Annotated in this window: 14 protein-coding genes and 1 pseudogene; 3 read left to right on the forward strand and 12 right to left on the reverse strand. The window is 56.3% G+C overall.

The annotated features are described in order from the left end of the window. Positions 1-92: 92 nt before the first annotated feature. A complete protein-coding gene (locus LQ215_RS14120; RefSeq protein ID WP_230150634.1) occupies positions 93-4,133 on the reverse strand; it encodes a dermonecrotic toxin domain-containing protein in 4,041 nt (1,346 codons plus the stop codon). 311 nt (positions 4,134-4,444) lie between these two features. Here LQ215_RS14120 and LQ215_RS14125 point away from each other — a divergent pair, with 311 nt between their 5' ends. After that, a complete protein-coding gene (locus LQ215_RS14125) occupies positions 4,445-4,978 on the forward strand; it encodes a hypothetical protein (RefSeq protein WP_230150636.1) in 534 nt (177 codons plus the stop codon). A gap of 126 nt (positions 4,979-5,104) precedes the next feature. Here the strand turns inward: LQ215_RS14125 and LQ215_RS14130 are convergent, their stop codons facing one another. The 3 genes and pseudogenes from LQ215_RS14130 to LQ215_RS14140 form a co-directional block, all read right to left on the reverse strand. Then, the gene (locus LQ215_RS14130) at positions 5,105-6,067 is read right to left on the reverse strand and encodes a phosphotransferase enzyme family protein (protein ID WP_230150638.1); all 963 of its coding nucleotides are present in this window, start codon (positions 6,065-6,067) and stop codon (positions 5,105-5,107) included. Positions 6,068-6,237: 170 nt separating this feature from the next. Continuing rightward, positions 6,238-6,486 carry a hypothetical protein gene (locus tag LQ215_RS14135; RefSeq protein WP_230150640.1) on the reverse strand — a complete coding sequence of 83 codons (249 nt, stop codon included), beginning with the start codon at positions 6,484-6,486 and terminating at the stop codon, positions 6,238-6,240. Positions 6,487-6,512: 26 nt separating this feature from the next. Continuing rightward, positions 6,513-6,761 (reverse strand): annotated as a pseudogene (locus LQ215_RS14140) (DUF6124 family protein); the annotation flags it as partial. Between the two features lie 428 nt (positions 6,762-7,189). On the opposite strand from LQ215_RS14140, the gene LQ215_RS14145 reads away from it, so the two are divergent. Continuing rightward, on the forward strand, positions 7,190-7,789 hold the full coding sequence (locus tag LQ215_RS14145; RefSeq protein WP_230150651.1) for a helix-turn-helix transcriptional regulator: 600 nt from the start codon (positions 7,190-7,192) through the stop codon (positions 7,787-7,789). Further along, positions 7,779-8,657: a queuosine precursor transporter gene (locus LQ215_RS14150; RefSeq protein ID WP_230150653.1), complete on the forward strand. Its 879-nt coding sequence runs from the start codon at positions 7,779-7,781 to the stop codon at positions 8,655-8,657. The genes LQ215_RS14145 and LQ215_RS14150 overlap by 11 nt, the downstream gene beginning before the upstream one ends. Positions 8,658-8,698: 41 nt before the next feature. On the opposite strand, the gene queC is transcribed toward LQ215_RS14150, so the two are convergent. The 8 genes from queC to LQ215_RS14190 all read right to left on the reverse strand — a co-directional run bounded on the left by queC (position 8,699) and on the right by LQ215_RS14190 (position 15,464). Then, positions 8,699-9,394, reverse strand: a complete 696-nt coding sequence (queC, locus tag LQ215_RS14155) for a 7-cyano-7-deazaguanine synthase QueC (RefSeq protein ID WP_230150723.1) — start codon at positions 9,392-9,394, stop codon at positions 8,699-8,701. A 580-nt stretch (positions 9,395-9,974) separates the two neighbouring features. Continuing rightward, positions 9,975-10,421 carry an excinuclease gene (locus tag LQ215_RS14160; RefSeq protein ID WP_134922542.1) on the reverse strand — a complete coding sequence of 149 codons (447 nt, stop codon included), beginning with the start codon at positions 10,419-10,421 and terminating at the stop codon, positions 9,975-9,977. A gap of 42 nt (positions 10,422-10,463) precedes the next feature. After that, positions 10,464-11,690: a beta-ketoacyl-ACP synthase gene (locus tag LQ215_RS14165; protein WP_230150655.1), complete on the reverse strand. Its 1,227-nt coding sequence runs from the start codon at positions 11,688-11,690 to the stop codon at positions 10,464-10,466. Beyond that, positions 11,690-12,418: a 3-oxoacyl-ACP reductase FabG gene (gene fabG / locus LQ215_RS14170; RefSeq protein ID WP_230150657.1), complete on the reverse strand. Its 729-nt coding sequence runs from the start codon at positions 12,416-12,418 to the stop codon at positions 11,690-11,692. The genes LQ215_RS14165 and fabG overlap by 1 nt, the downstream gene beginning before the upstream one ends. Further along, positions 12,415-12,882, reverse strand: a complete 468-nt coding sequence (locus tag LQ215_RS14175; protein ID WP_230150659.1) for a hotdog family protein — start codon at positions 12,880-12,882, stop codon at positions 12,415-12,417. Before LQ215_RS14175 ends, fabG begins: the two co-directional genes overlap by 4 nt. Further along, positions 12,879-14,075 carry a beta-ketoacyl-[acyl-carrier-protein] synthase family protein gene (locus tag LQ215_RS14180; protein ID WP_230150661.1) on the reverse strand — a complete coding sequence of 399 codons (1,197 nt, stop codon included), beginning with the start codon at positions 14,073-14,075 and terminating at the stop codon, positions 12,879-12,881. The genes LQ215_RS14175 and LQ215_RS14180 overlap by 4 nt, the downstream gene beginning before the upstream one ends. 181 nt (positions 14,076-14,256) lie before the next feature. Then, the gene (locus LQ215_RS14185; RefSeq protein ID WP_230150663.1) at positions 14,257-14,739 is read right to left on the reverse strand and encodes a DUF3261 domain-containing protein; all 483 of its coding nucleotides are present in this window, start codon (positions 14,737-14,739) and stop codon (positions 14,257-14,259) included. Beyond that, entirely contained in the window at positions 14,736-15,464 is a 729-nt protein-coding gene (locus tag LQ215_RS14190; protein ID WP_230150665.1) for a class I SAM-dependent methyltransferase, read from the reverse strand. Before LQ215_RS14190 ends, LQ215_RS14185 begins: the two co-directional genes overlap by 4 nt. Positions 15,465-15,473: the final 9 nt, after the last annotated feature.

Below are 15,473 nucleotides of genomic sequence, written 5' to 3' on the forward strand. Positions count from 1 at the left end.
AATGCAAGCCGCCCTCGGCTCCCGAGGGCTGGCCTGATTAGAAAAAAGGCTTGCCCGTGAATGACTCACGGGCAAGCATCCGGATTTTTTGCTCATTCCCCCCAAACGGTCGCAGCTCTGTTGGTGTGGTAATCAAAGAATCCCTCGAGTGTCCAGGTATCACCCTGGCGTTTGAACGCGGCGCGCCACGCGCCCCTGCCACCTCCTGGTGCCAGGCTGGCCATGTCATACCAGGAATAACCGTGGAATCTCTTGTCGGTCACCCTGCCAGCACGAATGTCATCCATGATTTCAAGCACTTTCGTTCTGGCGGCTTCGGGAAAGTTGTCATAAGACATTTGTGACTCAGCCAGTGGGCTCGTATCGACCCTGTACTTGTCCGGCGCTGGCAAGGGAGCCGTTGGAACTGGGGGCTCAGCTGGAGGTTGTGCTCCTGTCACTTTATTTTTGCGGGCATCGGTCTGCATCTGGACATCGAACCCGTCGTATCGTGATAGTGATTGTTTGAATCTCGTCATGTCTTCCTCGGTAACAAGCACCATCTTCTGCTGTGTTTTACCTCGGTTGACAATGACGTGGGGAAGTTTGCGATTTCGGATCTCGGTCAGGAGTCCCGGCATGTTTCTGCGCTGCATTTCCGTGCGGAACATACTGGAGAATTTCGTCTTGTACTCTTCGCGATGTTCGCGAGAGGCCATATATTTCTTCTTGGCAGTCTCTACATCACGTCCATCTCCCGGGAATTGCGGTTCTAGCTCGTCCAGAAGTTGCTTTCTTACCGTTTTCAATACGGCCTCGTGGGCATCACCGATTTTAATCGCGGCCTCTCTCAGGTGTCCTTCATCAGGGGTGATTATCAGGAAGGTTGCGCCTGTCACGCTGTCCACAATCGAGGTGACCATCGTCTTGAGATCACCTTGGCGATTAATCAGTCTGCCTCCCTGTTGTTCTATTTTGTTGTAGATAAGTATTTTTTGGGCGCTAGTCAGGGAAAGGCCTTCGACCGTTTTGATGCTGTTGGCTGCTATGTCGACGTGCATCCACATATTGAGTTTCTGCATGAGCTTCTTATACGCAGGTATGTGTCTTAGATAGACCTGTAGTTGTGAGCGATAAGTATCCATGTCTCGAATGCCCACCTCGTTCATGCTTTCCTGGAGTATTCGTACAACCAGCTCTTCAGGCATGGAATTAACGACACGCCTTACCTTTTTGTCCATTCCTTGAATGGGTGCGGTGATAACTACCAGAGCGGCTTCCACCAATATGTTGTACTTCTTCTGTTCGGGGGTTTCCCGGTAGCGACCGAGCAGACTCTGTACAGGACCGCCTCCAAGTAGCCGTCGGGGCGCCTGAATCTGCCATCGGCCGTTTTCCCAGGTGACCTGGCGCTGGTTCGTACGGTTGTTGGGGGCATAGATGATCCGCTCGCCTTCCTGCATGGCTGACTTGAAGTACTTGCTACCTATTTTCAGATAACCCTGCCCGTTCGTGTCCCGGTAGCGATTACGGCCCTCTGCCACCAACCCTTTGCCGTCAAACCCCCTGAGATAAAAGGGCTCCAGCTCTGGATCCGGCATTCTGGGCAGAGAGGAGAGCATCGGGCGGGCCTTGCGTCGGATACGGCTTGCGCGAGCCATGATCACGTCCTGTCCGGCTTCGACCAAGACCTCACCCATCCCACTGATGAAATCACTTGTCCACTGGCTGAAACTGCCGCCCTCGCTGTCTATCGCCGACACTGCGGCGCCCCCGGCCATGGTCGGCAGAGTCGCCAGCCCGAATAGGCGGCCCAGCCGACCGCCAGCCACCATCGACATTGCGCCTGTCAACAACACGACACCGTTGCGGCGTCCTTCCCGCGCCGCCGTGCTGTCACGCTGCGCGTTGCTCACTGTCAGCGTTTGCGCAGTTTTGATTGCATGGGTTATTTGCGTCTCATGCAGTGCTTCGAACAGGTTTCCTCCTACGATGGGCGAAGAAATTTTCGCCGTAAAATCCGCTTGAGCCCTGGCCCTCGCCCAGGTGAAAGTGGATTGCGTGACCTTCTTGATCTTTTCATCTAGGGTCAGGTCTTCCGGGGTCGGCACCATGCTGGCGAGTTGCGCGGTCTGCTCCAGCAGCGGCAGTTGCGCGATGAGCCAGCGGGTCATCTGCGGCGTAGCGGTGAGTGCCTGCGCCAGGGCAGCTTCCAATGTCCGGCCGCTGGCAGCGTCCACGTCCCTGAACGCTTTGCCATCCGGCGCGTCCGGCGTATACAACGTCAGCGACGGACGGCTCGCCACGCTCCTGACTCCAAAGGCCACTATCGACTTCAACACGCTGTCGCCCCATTGCAACTGGCGGACCACCACTTCGTGCCCGTTGACCTTGGCGCGCCGATCCGGCGTGGGACTGTCCAGCGCTGCCAGCACCAGGTTCAGTCCGGTATTGTCCTTGTCGTGCCTCAAGTCCCCCGAGATGTGAGCCGCCCAGACCTGTGCCCGCATCTGCTTCGCTTTCAGGGCCAGCCATCGCGATTTCCGCTCCCGGGCAGCGAATTGCAGTTCGGCCGGAAGCCGGCGACCGAGGTCTGCCCGTTCAATGACCTCGACAATCTGCGCAAAACTCAGTGGCCCTGCGACGATCGGATGGGCAGCGTTACGTTCGTCGTGGGTCAGGTTGGACATGGCCCATTGCGTCATGGAGCGATGGTCATCAACGATCCCTATCACACTGCCTTGCGAGAGCCCGGACCCAAACGGCGATGTACCCGTCGGTGCATGCGGGTCGTTAAGTTCTCTCCTGAAAGTCAACGAGACGCTGTCAGGGTCGACCGGCGGGTATTTTTCTGCGATAGAGCGGGCAAGCAGCGTGCGGCTTCGTTCTTCGAGAGCCTCTGGGGTGGCCAACATCACCGGGTCCGGAGGAGGCGGCGAGTCCACCATGCTCTGGTGCAGCGACTGGGTCGCCTTCCACCAGGCGAGGCGGTCAGCCCCGGTGATGTGTGGCGAATCGTGAAGCCATTCGTCCACTTTGTTCAGGTTCACTCGCAGCTCGCGCTCGTCCATGACGCCCGCCAGGTCCAGCTTGTCGCCGATGTCCGCCGCGGCGTCCATTCGTCTTACCCAGGCCGCGCTGCCCTCTTCTTCGAAGGGGCCATTCAAAAACGCATCGCTGATGGCTGTTTTTTGCGTCGTGCGCAAATCGTCGACCAGATGAACAAGAAAGTTCTTGGCCAGTGGTACGGTGTCCAGCTCACCCCGAGTCTCATCGTCGTTCCCTAAGCTGGACGTCAGTTGCGCCTGACTGGCGAACACTTCCAACGGATAACCCGGACGGTACAAGACGAATCCTGTCGATTGACTGGCATTGTCGGGCCCTGTCAGCACGACGGCGCCCGGCACCGGCAGGCTGAACTCCCAATGTTGAGGGCTCAGGCTCAAGCTGAAGACGCCGGATGTTGCGCGAGCGTCCCCAAGGGCCGAGGCTGCCGCTACATGGCGCGTCACCGCGCTGTGGGTGGCCCGGTCCAACGTCGTATCCCGAAGATGAAGATTTGCTTGCGCCTTAAGTTGCGTACCGAGTTCTTCGGCCAACCAGTCAGCGACACTTCGGCCCGGGATGAAGTCGGCCGGTATTGTCCAGAACTCGTCCAGTTTCTGTGTCAGCAGCTGTTCATAGGATGCTTGCGTGGTGTTCAGCAACTGCTTGATTTGCTGCTTCGCTTCACGGCTGTTCAGTGCGGCGGGCGTTTGTGTGGAGGAGCCGTTATTGACGACAACTTCGAGATCGTCCATCTCGGAGAAAAACGCCTGAGTGTCCATCTGGCCGGCGACGGCACGCCAGAACAGCGTCTCGAGGGACGACATGGCCGTCACTGTCCGCCTGGACGTCGGCCCATCGGGCACGCGTTCCGAGAGCGGGATCGGCTCCTCTTGCAGCGTGCGTACAGATAAATCTACGACCATCAGGTCGTCTGCCGATGCCGGGAAATTGTCGTTGAACCACTGCTTCAGATGCTGCCTCGTGATCTCTAAAGGCCTTGGAACGGCGCTATTCAAGCGGAGCATGTGCTGCTGCGAAGTCATCAGCAGACTGATGTCGGCCTCTGGCGAGTCGAGAGGCGGTGTGGGGGAGGTGTCTTCCTGCATGTTCTCATCCTGAGAGTTTTCGGAAGAGCAACTTATCGGGGGCAGGCGACGATAGGGTGGTAGATGGATACCGCACATAAGCAAGGGAAGCGGTGTACGACATGGTGTTGACCCATAGTCAGGGACCTTTGATTGTAGGAAAACGCGCATTTCGAGTTGCGACACTTCCTATTCGTACCAGATACCCCACCGCTGGGATTGCGACTCGCCTGCGCTGCAACGTCTTATTCATCATTCCGAATCGTCCGGCTCAGTGCTCCTTCCCAGCGCAAGGGGACGCAGTCTGAAGCCCATGAATAAGGCCCCTGGAAATGCACTCATCTGTGGATGCCCGCTACACCAACGAAATTTCCCGTGAAGCTCTCCGTCATTTGGATGACTTGTACCTGGAGCAACGCCAACTGGAGGGTTACGGCGAAGAAGTCGCGGCATTCGTTAATCGACAAAAAGCATTCGTCGAAGCTCATCCGCCCATCGCTATCTATCGAGTCGCCACCGAAGGCAGCCAGACGCGTAACGGCGGAACGATCCAGCAGGTGTCATCTTCGTTGACGTTCACCTTGGACAATGGCTGGAAAGTACGCGCCGCGCAGAAAGGCGACGAGGTGGTATACGCCGATGGCAGCACGGCACGGATCATCACCGGCGCCGGGGAAAACAATAGCAACATCGCACTGGTCGGCAGTCGCTTGAGCAATGGCGACGAAATCATCAATACGCTTCAGAAACGTTTCTTGATCATCGTGCGGGAGGGGGTGCCGATGGCGGAGGATTTCTTGCCTGCGCTTAGGTTGGCGGAGGTTCATTTCCTCCATTCGAAGAGAGGTGTTAGGTGTGATTTATAATAAAAAAACACTTCCGCTCTATGCGACCACTTTCATATCTAAAAAAATAGATCGGCGGAGGCTATGAGTTAAGATCGAAGCTTTTTAAAACGGGGGCGACCTGTTGAGTGCACCGGATAGCGAGTTTCAACGAAGGCATAGTAACGCCAATAGCTCGCAACCCGTTGGGGAGCACGACAGTTTGTTCAGAAGCCACCGTGTCTGCTGGTTGATATGCTCGAAGATTTCTTCATTGATGTGCACGTGATTGTAGAGGAACACTAAACTACGTAATTCATTTATCTTTATATATGTGGCGGTATTTTTATCTAGCCGTATCGCCAAGGTGTCCCCGTAACCTTCTTGGAACCTGTCCCAAGCGGTAGCGCGGGACTTGTCGTCATGTTGGCCCAGCATCCACCACAGGAATGTTGATATATCAAAGGCAGGCTGGCAGATTCTGGAATGCTCAAAGTCCAAAAGAACGCATGAGTTTTTGCTGTAGAGAGCATTTCCGGGCCACGCGTCACCATGGCATATACAGGAAGCGTTATTAGGATCGAGCGCGATAGGATGTGATTGGACGTCGTCGAAGAGTTTTTTTATTATTTTTCGAAGCCTGCTCATGTGGACGGAATCAATAGGGTTGCTTAATTTTTCTACTATCTGAGATGCATTTATTAAGCTTGGTGGTGGTGTTGCAAAGTGTGGTTGTACGCACTCATGTAGTTTGGATAGAGATAGGCCGAACGCAGATAATTGTGAATGGCTCATTTCTGGTATGAATGGGGTTCCTCTGATTTTACGAGTAAGGATTCCGTAATATTGTTGGCCTGAATAGATGTAAATTTTTTCTTCCTCGCCATTGTTGGGGCACAATGGCTTGGCACATTCTATTCCGTTGGCATGTACATGTTTTATCAGTCGACGCTCGTATGCAATTTGACGGGGGTTGCGAATATTTGTAGGGGATAGTTTTAATATGATTTCTGTTTCGTTGGCATTGCACGCAAAAATTTTGTTGATGCCATCATATAGCAGTTCTAGGTTTGTTACATTTAGAGCATAAGCCTGAGATAAGACGAGAAGTATTCTAGAATCAGGCGTCATAGATAGGTCTCCAGAAATAGTTTCGCAGCAACACATTCAGTAATGCTCAGTGGTATATGACTTCGTTTCATATTTGAGAACGTAGCGGACGCATCCTTCATGCATTTAGAAAATCAGGGAGTTACTCTGGTTTTTTCCTTTAAATAGCTGCGCCCTTCGCGTTTTTGGGTTCAAGCTTGCATCTGCAAGCGACGACCGACAACATCCAGCAAATCGCAGCCCTCACGCAAAGAGATCACCAACACGCGAGCCAATTCACTGTAGGCACCCTCTTCGAACGCCAGGTTTTCGAGGAGTTGAGTGGCGGCGCGTATGCGATCAGTCGCGGTTTCATGCAGGACATCCAGGGGCGCTTCAGTGTCGATCAGTAACGAGGCAACGGTGCAGTCGATGCCGGTGACAGGCCTGTATCTTTCCATGGCAAAAACCTCCGTGGGTTCGAATGTTAGCGTTTATTGTTTAACGAAGCGTCCGGCAAGCCTACGGGCGGCTCCAGGTTTTCCAATGCACGGTTGACCAGCAACTCGCCTAGTTCTGTCAGCTGTTGAAGGGCCATTGCCATGCTGCGTTGTGCGCCTTGCAGTTCGCCGGCGAGGTCGGTGGACATGACGTTCAGCGAGGCGAGGGTTTCGCTGGCGTGGCAGAGCAGGGATTGGGTGTCGACGTTGGGGAGGATGGTGAAGACGTGATCAATGGTTAGGCGCTGGGATGAGTATGAGGTTACCTTCTTCATGATTAACTCCTTGTAAATCAAAGGTCTCAGGTCCGAGTGGATTAATAACGTAGGCATTACTGTACGTGTGTTGGCGAAAAGGAAAAGTGCTCAGTGAAAATTATTTATATGTTAATCAAAGAAATGAACATTTGTATCGTGAAATGATTATAGTTGGTCAATTATTGTTCTCCTAAAATCGAGGGCAAATGCCTATGGCTAATGCCTCTAGAGTTGTTTTTGTCGCCAGATCTGAAAGAGGTATCCTACAGTCAGGGTGTATTACCTGTTGCGGAAATATTAGTTAACGTTTCTCAGGCTTATGGCTGTGATTTTGTCACTTCAATACGGGGGTTGTCGTCTAAGCTGCTTTGGAAGTTCTGTCGGCTCGTATGGATATTGGTAGGCTTATGCATAAAAAAGAGAAAGCGCAGACATTAAAAAATAACGTTAAGTATTTAATAAAAAGCCGTGGTGAGACACAGTTGTCTTTAAGTAATGCTAGCGGTTTGACGCGAACCACTATCTATAACATTTTGGAAGGGAGGGTGACGAACGTTCAGCGAACTACAATCCGAAAGATTTCGGATTTTTTTGGAGTATCCTATAGGGAGATAGAGTCGGTTGATTTGGAAGAGCGTGAAATAATAGAGAGTAGCGCGTCACTGCATGGGAATATGAATCCAGCAGCGGTGCCAATAATAAAGGAAAGTGAGCTTATTCAAAGCTTGAAGAAAAAAATTGGTGAGCTGGTGGTAGAACATCCATTGACGTATTACTTTGGTGTGGGCAGTAATTTGATCGGTGTGCTTCTGGAAAATGACATTGAAGATATGTATGAGGCGGGTGCTTTGCTGGTGGTAAAAAAAGGGACGTTAAATAGTGAGGGGGAGAGGTTAATCTACAAGCAGTCGACGAAAGAGCTGCTAATTGTCATTGGTGGTTACTCTTGTTCTGATGTCGTCCTGGTGATTGGTGATGTGGTAGAGGAACGGTTTAATGGACGGTAATGGAGGCTCTCAAAATATCAAATACAAACTGCTGGGTTTTGAGAAAAGTAAAAGCCTAGCTATCATAATGGTGATCTCTACCGGTAGAGTGGTAAAGATAAAGTTAAATGAACTGTTGAAAAGCGAAATCATAGACGATCTGGCTAAGGTAGAGCTAAGAGAAATTTACAAAAAATTCTATTCCGGTGGGGCTGCGGTGACCGCTTATGAGATGAGCGATCGCCATGAACGGTCCTGGATGGTCTATGTGGTGCTGAGTTTTATATTGTTTGTGTTGTATATGCTTGCCAATATTTCCGCAGCAAAGCTTGTATATATTGAACAATTTGATGTGGTGGTGACCCCCGGTGTGTTTCTCTATCCCCTAACGTTCCTTGCGGTAGACATACTGAACGAGTCATATGGGCTCAGGCTTGCTAGGAAAGCAATATTATTTGTTTGCGCGAGCAACGCATTTGTTTTGATGGTGTTAAGTTTTACTAGTTGGCTCCCGGGTTCGCCAGGTTGGCAGCTGGATGAGCACTTTGGCGAAGTGATAAATCATATGCTATCTGTTCTGGTCGCCTCTTCTGCTTCATTCTTGTTGTCGGAATATGTGAATTCGTATTTGTTGTCCAGAATCAAAGAGCTTACGAATTCCAGATTTTTGTTTTTGCGGGTGTTTCTCAGTACTTTTATTGCTGTGATAGTGGACAGTTTTCTCTTCTGCTATATTGCATTTCATGGCTCTTTGCAAAATCAGGAAATACTACAGATTGTTTATGTGCAGATTGTAATAAAAATGTTTTTTTCCATTTTTAATGTTTTTCCCGCTTATGCAGCAAGGTCGCTATTCAAGAAATACGTTGTCGGCGCTCAACCTGCCTGAGCAGGACGGCTATCGATAGATGGCCGCGGGCTCTTGTAAACTTACAATCCTAGTTTGTTTTTAAGTGTGTCTGCGGTTTTTTCGCGATTTTCCAAAAAATCATTCAGCCCTTTTGCGCGAAGACTGCATGCATCACAATCTCCACACCCATTCCCCACTATTCCGTTATAACAAGTCAGGGTGCAGTTCATGATCAATTCCAGTTGATTGTAGTAATCCGCCAGTGCCCACGTCTCGGCTTTATTCAGCCACATCAGCGGCGTTTCAATGCGCAGTGGGTAATCCATGCCGGACTCAATAGCGACATTCATGGCTTTGACGAAACTGTCCCGACAATCCGGATAACCTGAGAAATCCGTTTCGCACACGCCAGTGATCACCGCTTCAGCCCCCACCTGATAAGCGTAAATAGACGCCAACGTCAAAAACAGGATATTGCGCCCCGGCACAAACGTGTTCGGTGGGCCATTTTTTGCACAGTTCGCCGACGGGACGGGAATGTTATCGCGGGTCAAGCTGCTGACGGCGAGCTCGTTCAATAGCGTGGTGTCCAGCACCTTATGGGCCGTCACGCCAAAGTGCCGGGCGAGGTCTTTCGCCACTTCGATTTCTGCTCGATGACGTTGCCCATAATCGAAGGTGATGCAGTGGATTTCGTCGTACTTTGGTAATGCGTGGATCAGGCAGGTGGTGGAGTCCTGGCCGCCGCTGAAAACGATCACGGCTTTCTTGGTCACTTCATTCATCCTTGGAATTCCCGGCTTTTGGTTGGGATGTGACCGTAGCGCGAAGTTCAAGGGTTTTGGTGTGGGAAGTTTCGGAAATTGGGTGCTCCATTTTCCGAGTTTGGCTTTTCGCCGTCCCGGCAGGCGCTTGCGGTATTTGATTTCTTGCGGTTGTTTGGGGCTGCTGTGCAGCCCAGCGGGAGCAAGCTCCCTCGCCACAAGGGCGGCGTCAGGGCCGGATTCTGTGGGAGCGGGCTTGCTCGCGATGGTGGCAGTACAGCCAGCATCACCGGTATTGAGCTACCGCTTTCGCGAGCAGGCTCGCTCCCACAGTGGATTCAAGGTGTTCGCAATATCCGGGTGCGCCATCAAGCCCTGTGGGAGCTGAGCTTGCTCACGATAACGGCAGTACAGCCGGCATCACCGGCACTGACTCACCGCAATCTAACCCTGTAGGAGCTGCCGAAGGCTGCGATCTTTTGATCTTTTGATCTTTCGCTTGAGACTCAAGTGTCTGGGGGAAGATCGCAGCCTCGTTTCACTCGACAGCTCCTACACAGCTCCTACATTCCGGCATGGGCTTCAAAAGGTGTTATTGCACCTTCGCCAAGTCCCCTTTCAACGCAACACCCGCCATGATCGCGCCGGCGTGGCATTCGTAGGTTGTCGGGTCTTTGCGTTCGTTGCTCTTGTAGAAGCTGACGATGTTGGTGACGGCATTGGCGCCGGCGTTCTTGGCGGCTTGGTGCAGGCTGATCAGGGCCGATTGCAGGACCCATTCGCAGGCTACTTCATCGGATTTGTTGAAGGCGTTGGTTTTCTTGTTGGTCACCGCCCCTGGGCTGATCACGGTGACGTTGCCGGCCGGTTTGTTGCCGGCCAGGTAGAACTTCACGCTGCCGTCGATCTTGCCGGTGCGGATGGCTTCGGCGACGACTTTGTCGAACGGCAGGAACAGCGCGGTATCACGGGCCTGGCTGAGGCTTGGCAGGGTGCTGAGCAACAGGGCGGCGGTTACGGCGATTTTCTTCAACGACATCATGGTCTCCTTGACGAGGGGTAACAGGGTTTTGAATCCGATTCAGTGCCAGCGGCGGAAAATCAGCGAGGTGTTGACCCCACCAAAGGCGAAGTTGTTGTTCATCACGTATTCGTGGCTCATCGACCTGAACTCGTTGCGCAGGTAATCGAGCTTGCCGCATTGGGGATCAACCTCGTCGAGGTTGAAGGTGTGCACGTAGAGGTCGCGGTTCATCATTTCGATGCTGAACCAGGACTCCAGCGCGCCGCAGGCACCCAGGGTGTGGCCGAGGAAGCTTTTCTGCGAGCTGATGGGCATGTGTTCGCCAAACAGGCTGCTGGTGGCCAGGGTTTCGGCGATGTCACCTTGTTCGGTGGCGGTGCCGTGGCCGTTGACGTAGCCGATGGCCGAAGGTTCGAGGCCGGCATCTTCCAGGGCCAGTTCCATGGCCCGGCGCATGGTGAGCAGTTCTGGGCGGGTGGCGTGCTGGCCGTCGGCGTTGCTGCCAAAGCCGACGATCTCGGCGTGGATCCGCGCGCCGCGCGCCAACGCATGTTCCAATTCTTCGAGTACCAACATGCCGGCGCCTTCACCGATCACCAGGCCGTCGCGGTCCTTGTCGTAGGGGCGCGGGCTGGTTTGCGGTGCTTCGTTTTTCAGGCTGGTGGCGTAGAGCGCATCGAAGACCATCGCTTCGGTCGGGCACAGTTCTTCGGCGCCACCGGCGAGCATCAACGGCAGGCGTCCGAACTTGATGGCCTCGTAGGCATAGCCGATGCCATGGCTGCCGCTGGTGCAGGCGCTGGAGGTGGGGATCAGGCGCCCGGTCAGGCCGAAGAAGATGCTGATGTTGGCCGCCGTGGTGTGGGGCATCATCCGCACGTAGGAGTTGGCGTTCAGCCCTTCGGCCACGCTGTTGAGCAGCATGTTGCCAAAGGCCTTGATCTCGTCGGTGCTGCCGGTGGACGAACCGCAGGACACGCCCATGCGCCCGTCCTTGATCGACTCATCGCCCAGCAGGCCGGCGTCGGCCAGGGCCTGTTCCGCCGACGCGACCGCCAGGCGCGAAACCCGGCCCATGCTGCGCAGTTGCTTGCGGGTCCAGTGGGCCGGGACCTGGAAGTTGTCGATGGGGCCGGCCAGTCGGGTGTTCAGTTCGGTGAAACGGTCCCACTCATCCATGCGCCGGATGCCGCTGCGGTTGGCGGCGAAGTTGGCGGCGATGGTCTCCCAGTCGCTGCCTATGGAGGTGATGCCGGCCATGCCGGTGACGACGACGCGCTTCATCAGCACAAGCCTCCGTTGACGGCCAGGACCTGGCGGGTAATGTAGCCGGCTTCGGCGGACATGAGGAAATTCACCGCACCCGCCACTTCTTCCGGGGTGCCCATGCGCTGGGCGGGGATCATTTTCATCAGCTCTTCCACGGGGACGTTTTCATCGAGCATGGCGGTGTCGATCAGGCCTGGCGCGACGCAGTTGACGGTGATCTTGCGCTTGCCCAGCTCGATTGCCAACGCCTTGGCCGCGCCGATCAAACCAGCCTTCGAGGCGCTGTAGTTGACCTGGCCGCGATTGCCGATCAGCCCGGAAACCGAAGTGATGCAGACGATCCGCCCGGCGGCGCGACGACGGATCATCGGCATCATCACCGGATGCAGCACGTTATAGAAACCGTCGAGGTTGGTACGCATCACCACATCCCAATCGTCTTCGCTCAGGGCCGGGAAGGCACCATCGCGGGTCAGGCCGGCGTTGAGCACCACGCCGTAATAGGCGCCGTGGGTTTCGACATCGGCTTCGAGAATGGCCTTGCACGCGGCCCGGTCGGCCACGTCGAATTGCAGCACCCGGGCGTTGCGGCCCAGGGCCTGGATTTGCGCCTGGACCGCCTCGGCCTCGGCGCGGCCGCTGCGGCAGTGCAGCACGATGTCGTGCCCGGCCTGGGCCAGGCGCAGGGCGATGGCGCGGCCGATGCCACGGCTGGAGCCGGTGACCAGTACGGATTCAGTCATGACGGGTTTCCTGTTGCGGACGGTTCATGAAGGTAATGGGCGGCCTGGGGCGGACGGAATACGTTGAGCCGGGCCGTGGCATGGATGCCGGGGGCGTGGATGTGGCATTCGAACACACCCATGCCGTTGTCGTCTTCCAGGGAGCGCACGCCGTGGATGGTCAGCTCGGCGCCGGCGGGAAAACACTCGACGTTGCATTCGAACTTGCGGGTGCCGAGCAAAAAGCCCAGCGCCACGGCATCACCCCGTTGGCGGGCATGGCAACCGGCAAACGCCGCGACGCTCTGGGCCATCAGCTCGATGCCGACCCAGGCCGGCAGTGCACCGTCGTCGCGGTTGAACAAACCGCCGGGCTTGACGGTGGCGTGGGTATGGATCTGTTCGTCATCGAACGACAGGATCCGGTCGATGAGGATCATGTCGCCGGCATGGGGCAGCAGTTCGGCGAGCGGCCAGTCAATCATGGGGCGTCTCCGATAATCAGGCTGACGTTGTTGCCGCCGAAGGCAAATGAATTGCTCATCAGGCGGCGCGGGGTGGTCGGGTTCAGGCGGGTGTCGGCGGTGACCCAGTCTAGCGCCGGCAGGGCCGGATCGGCCTGGCCGTCCCAGACATGCGGCGGCAGGGCCAGGGTGGTGTTTTCCGTGCTCAGGGCCAACCAGCAGAATGCCGCTTCCAGCGCCCCGGCCGCGCCGAGGGTATGGCCGGTCATGGGCTTAGTGGACGAGCAGGGCACGCCCGCCGGAAACAGCCCGGCCACCGCCTGGCTTTCCATGGCGTCATTGTGTTGCGTGGCGGTGCCGTGCAGGTTCAGGTAGTCGATCTGGCTGGCCTCGAGGCCGGCGCAACGCAGGGCTTTTTCCATGGCTTGGCGGGCGCCGCGACCGCTGGGTTCAGGTGCGGAAATATGGTGGGCATCGGAACTGGCGCCGTCGCCGAGCAAGGCAATCGGTGTGCCTTCGCCTGGCGTCTTGCTCATGAGAAACAGCACGGCTGCTTCGCCAATGTTGATGCCGCTGCGGTTCACCGAAAACGGATTGCAACGTTCGTTCGACACCGCTTCCAACGCGGAAAAACCGTTGAGGGTCAGTTTGCACAGGCTGTCCACGCCACCGCACAGCACGGCATCGCACAGGCCCAGGTCCAGCAGGCGCCGGGCGCTCATCAAGGCGCGGGCGCTGGAGGTGCAGGCCGTGGAAATCACATACGACGGGCCGCTCAGGCCGAGCCAGTCGGACAGAAAGTTGGCCGGCGCGCTGAGTTCCTGTTGCTGGTAGTCGTAGCCGTCGGGAAAGTGCTGCTCGCGCAGGTAATGGGCAATGCCCTGGCTGGCCTCATCGATCCCCGAAGTGCTGGTGCCCAACACGATGCCAATGCGGGCGCGGCCGTAGGCCTCGATAGCCTGGTCGATTTCGGCGCGAATCTGCAGCCCGGCTTCCAGCAGCAGTTGATTGTTGCGGCTGCGGTGCGCCAACAGGGTTGGAGGAATGGGGGCGAGTTCACCCGGCACCGCGGCAACCGGCAACGCACGTTCGGCGACCCAGCCGTCCTTGATACGCACGCCCGAGCAGTCGCCGGCAAACAGGTTGCGCGCGACGCTGTGCTTGTCGCGGCCCAGGGCACAGATCACCCCGAGGGCATTCAAATAGGCGGTCATGGGCTAATGCCAGTCAGTAAGAGAAATAAAGCCGAGCAGTCATCCTGTGGCGAGGGAGCTTGCTCCCGCTGGGTCGCGAAGCGGGCCTGTTTTGGGGCTGCTGCGCAGCCCAGCGGGAGCAAGCTCCCTCGCCACGGTTTATGTGTTTCCCCATGGTATCCACTTGGCCGATCGGTATGAGTCATGGGGCGTTCTCGGTCAACGGTGTGATGCGGTAGCGGGGGCCTTGGGGCAGGCTCATTTCAAAATCCAGCGGCTGCGTGTAGCGCACCTGCCATCGACTATCGAGGGTCCGTTGCGACGCCTGTTGCCGGGCGGCCGGGTAGTTGCCCGGCAGTTCGGCTTCGGGGGTCAGGGCGAACAACAACGCGGCGAACAACTCCCGGGCTTCGGCATTGGGCGGCAGCAGGCCGTCGGCCTGCCATTGGCCAGCGACCAGGCGCTGGCGGGCCACGGGGATGCCCAGCGGGTCCATCATCGACCAACGGATGCCGGCGTCTTCGCGCTGGATCACCAGCAGCCAGTCCTGGCGTTGGCCGGCCAATGTCCGCTCGATGTGCAGTTGCATCGGCAAGGCCAGGGTTGGCGTGCGCTCGGGCAGCGGCGCATGGCTGGCGCAGGCACTGAGCAGCAACAGGCAACCGACAAGCAAAGCACGAATCATCCGATGGCCCCTTCGACAGGCTTGCGCGCCACCACATTGACCAGGGTTTCCTCGCGCTCGCCGAACGGTTTGGCGCGGCGCAGGCCAAAACGCTCGAGTAAGCCGAAGTCCTTGGCGCGGCTCCACCACAGGTACGGATAGGACACGTTGCGGGCCTCGAATTGGAAGCCTTGCCCGCGGATCATCTCCAGGTACTGGGCGGCACTTTTCTGCACGTGCATGGGGTGGCGGAACAGCCAGCGGATCACCCAGGTGTCAATGTAGGCCTCGGTGGATTCGGCGAACATCAGGTAACCACCGGGCTTGAGTACGCGATAGAACTCGGCAAGGGCTTTTTCCTGCTCCACCAGGTGATGGAAGGTCTGGTGGCAGAACAACAGGTCGACGCTGGCATCCGGCACCGCCAACGTCGCGCAGTCGCTGCCGATCAGTTCCACGGCCATGTCCTGGCGTGCGGCTTCCTCTCGGCTCAGGTCCAGGCTATGGGGGTCGGCATCCACGCCGATCAGGTGTTGCGGCGCGAACACCTGGCGCAGGTACTGGAACGATTTGCCCTGGCCGCAGCCGGCGTCCAGCAACACCGGGTTGCTCGGCAGCGGGATGCTGAACAGGCTGCGCAGGTCGTTGATCGCCACGCGCAGCACATGGTGCTGCCAAGTGTGGCTGCGCAGGAACCAGAAACCGAAGCGGGTTTCTTCGACGTAGTTGTCGCTCAGGTAGCTCATGGTTGCTGA

Source organism: Pseudomonas brassicacearum (genome assembly GCF_918698105.1).
GTDB classification, from domain to species: Bacteria; Pseudomonadota; Gammaproteobacteria; order Pseudomonadales; family Pseudomonadaceae; genus Aquipseudomonas; species Aquipseudomonas brassicacearum_F.

What these genes read in the sequence shown, in the direction of transcription:
- LQ215_RS14120 (WP_230150634.1), bottom strand. Translation starts at nt 4,133, where the DNA reads ATGCAGGAAGACACCTCCCCCACACCGCCTCTCGACTCGCCAGAGGCC.
- LQ215_RS14125 (WP_230150636.1), top strand. Translation starts at nt 4,445, where the DNA reads ATGCACTCATCTGTGGATGCCCGCTACACCAACGAAATTTCCCGTGAA.
- LQ215_RS14130 (WP_230150638.1), bottom strand. Translation starts at nt 6,067, where the DNA reads ATGACGCCTGATTCTAGAATACTTCTCGTCTTATCTCAGGCTTATGCT.
- LQ215_RS14135 (WP_230150640.1), bottom strand. Translation starts at nt 6,486, where the DNA reads ATGGAAAGATACAGGCCTGTCACCGGCATCGACTGCACCGTTGCCTCG.
- LQ215_RS14145 (WP_230150651.1), top strand. Translation starts at nt 7,190, where the DNA reads ATGCATAAAAAAGAGAAAGCGCAGACATTAAAAAATAACGTTAAGTAT.
- LQ215_RS14150 (WP_230150653.1), top strand. Translation starts at nt 7,779, where the DNA reads ATGGACGGTAATGGAGGCTCTCAAAATATCAAATACAAACTGCTGGGT.
- LQ215_RS14160 (WP_134922542.1), bottom strand. Translation starts at nt 10,421, where the DNA reads ATGTCGTTGAAGAAAATCGCCGTAACCGCCGCCCTGTTGCTCAGCACC.
- LQ215_RS14165 (WP_230150655.1), bottom strand. Translation starts at nt 11,690, where the DNA reads ATGAAGCGCGTCGTCGTCACCGGCATGGCCGGCATCACCTCCATAGGC.
- fabG (WP_230150657.1), bottom strand. Translation starts at nt 12,418, where the DNA reads ATGACTGAATCCGTACTGGTCACCGGCTCCAGCCGTGGCATCGGCCGC.
- LQ215_RS14175 (WP_230150659.1), bottom strand. Translation starts at nt 12,882, where the DNA reads ATGATTGACTGGCCGCTCGCCGAACTGCTGCCCCATGCCGGCGACATG.
- LQ215_RS14180 (WP_230150661.1), bottom strand. Translation starts at nt 14,075, where the DNA reads ATGACCGCCTATTTGAATGCCCTCGGGGTGATCTGTGCCCTGGGCCGC.
- LQ215_RS14185 (WP_230150663.1), bottom strand. Translation starts at nt 14,739, where the DNA reads ATGATTCGTGCTTTGCTTGTCGGTTGCCTGTTGCTGCTCAGTGCCTGC.
- LQ215_RS14190 (WP_230150665.1), bottom strand. Translation starts at nt 15,464, where the DNA reads ATGAGCTACCTGAGCGACAACTACGTCGAAGAAACCCGCTTCGGTTTC.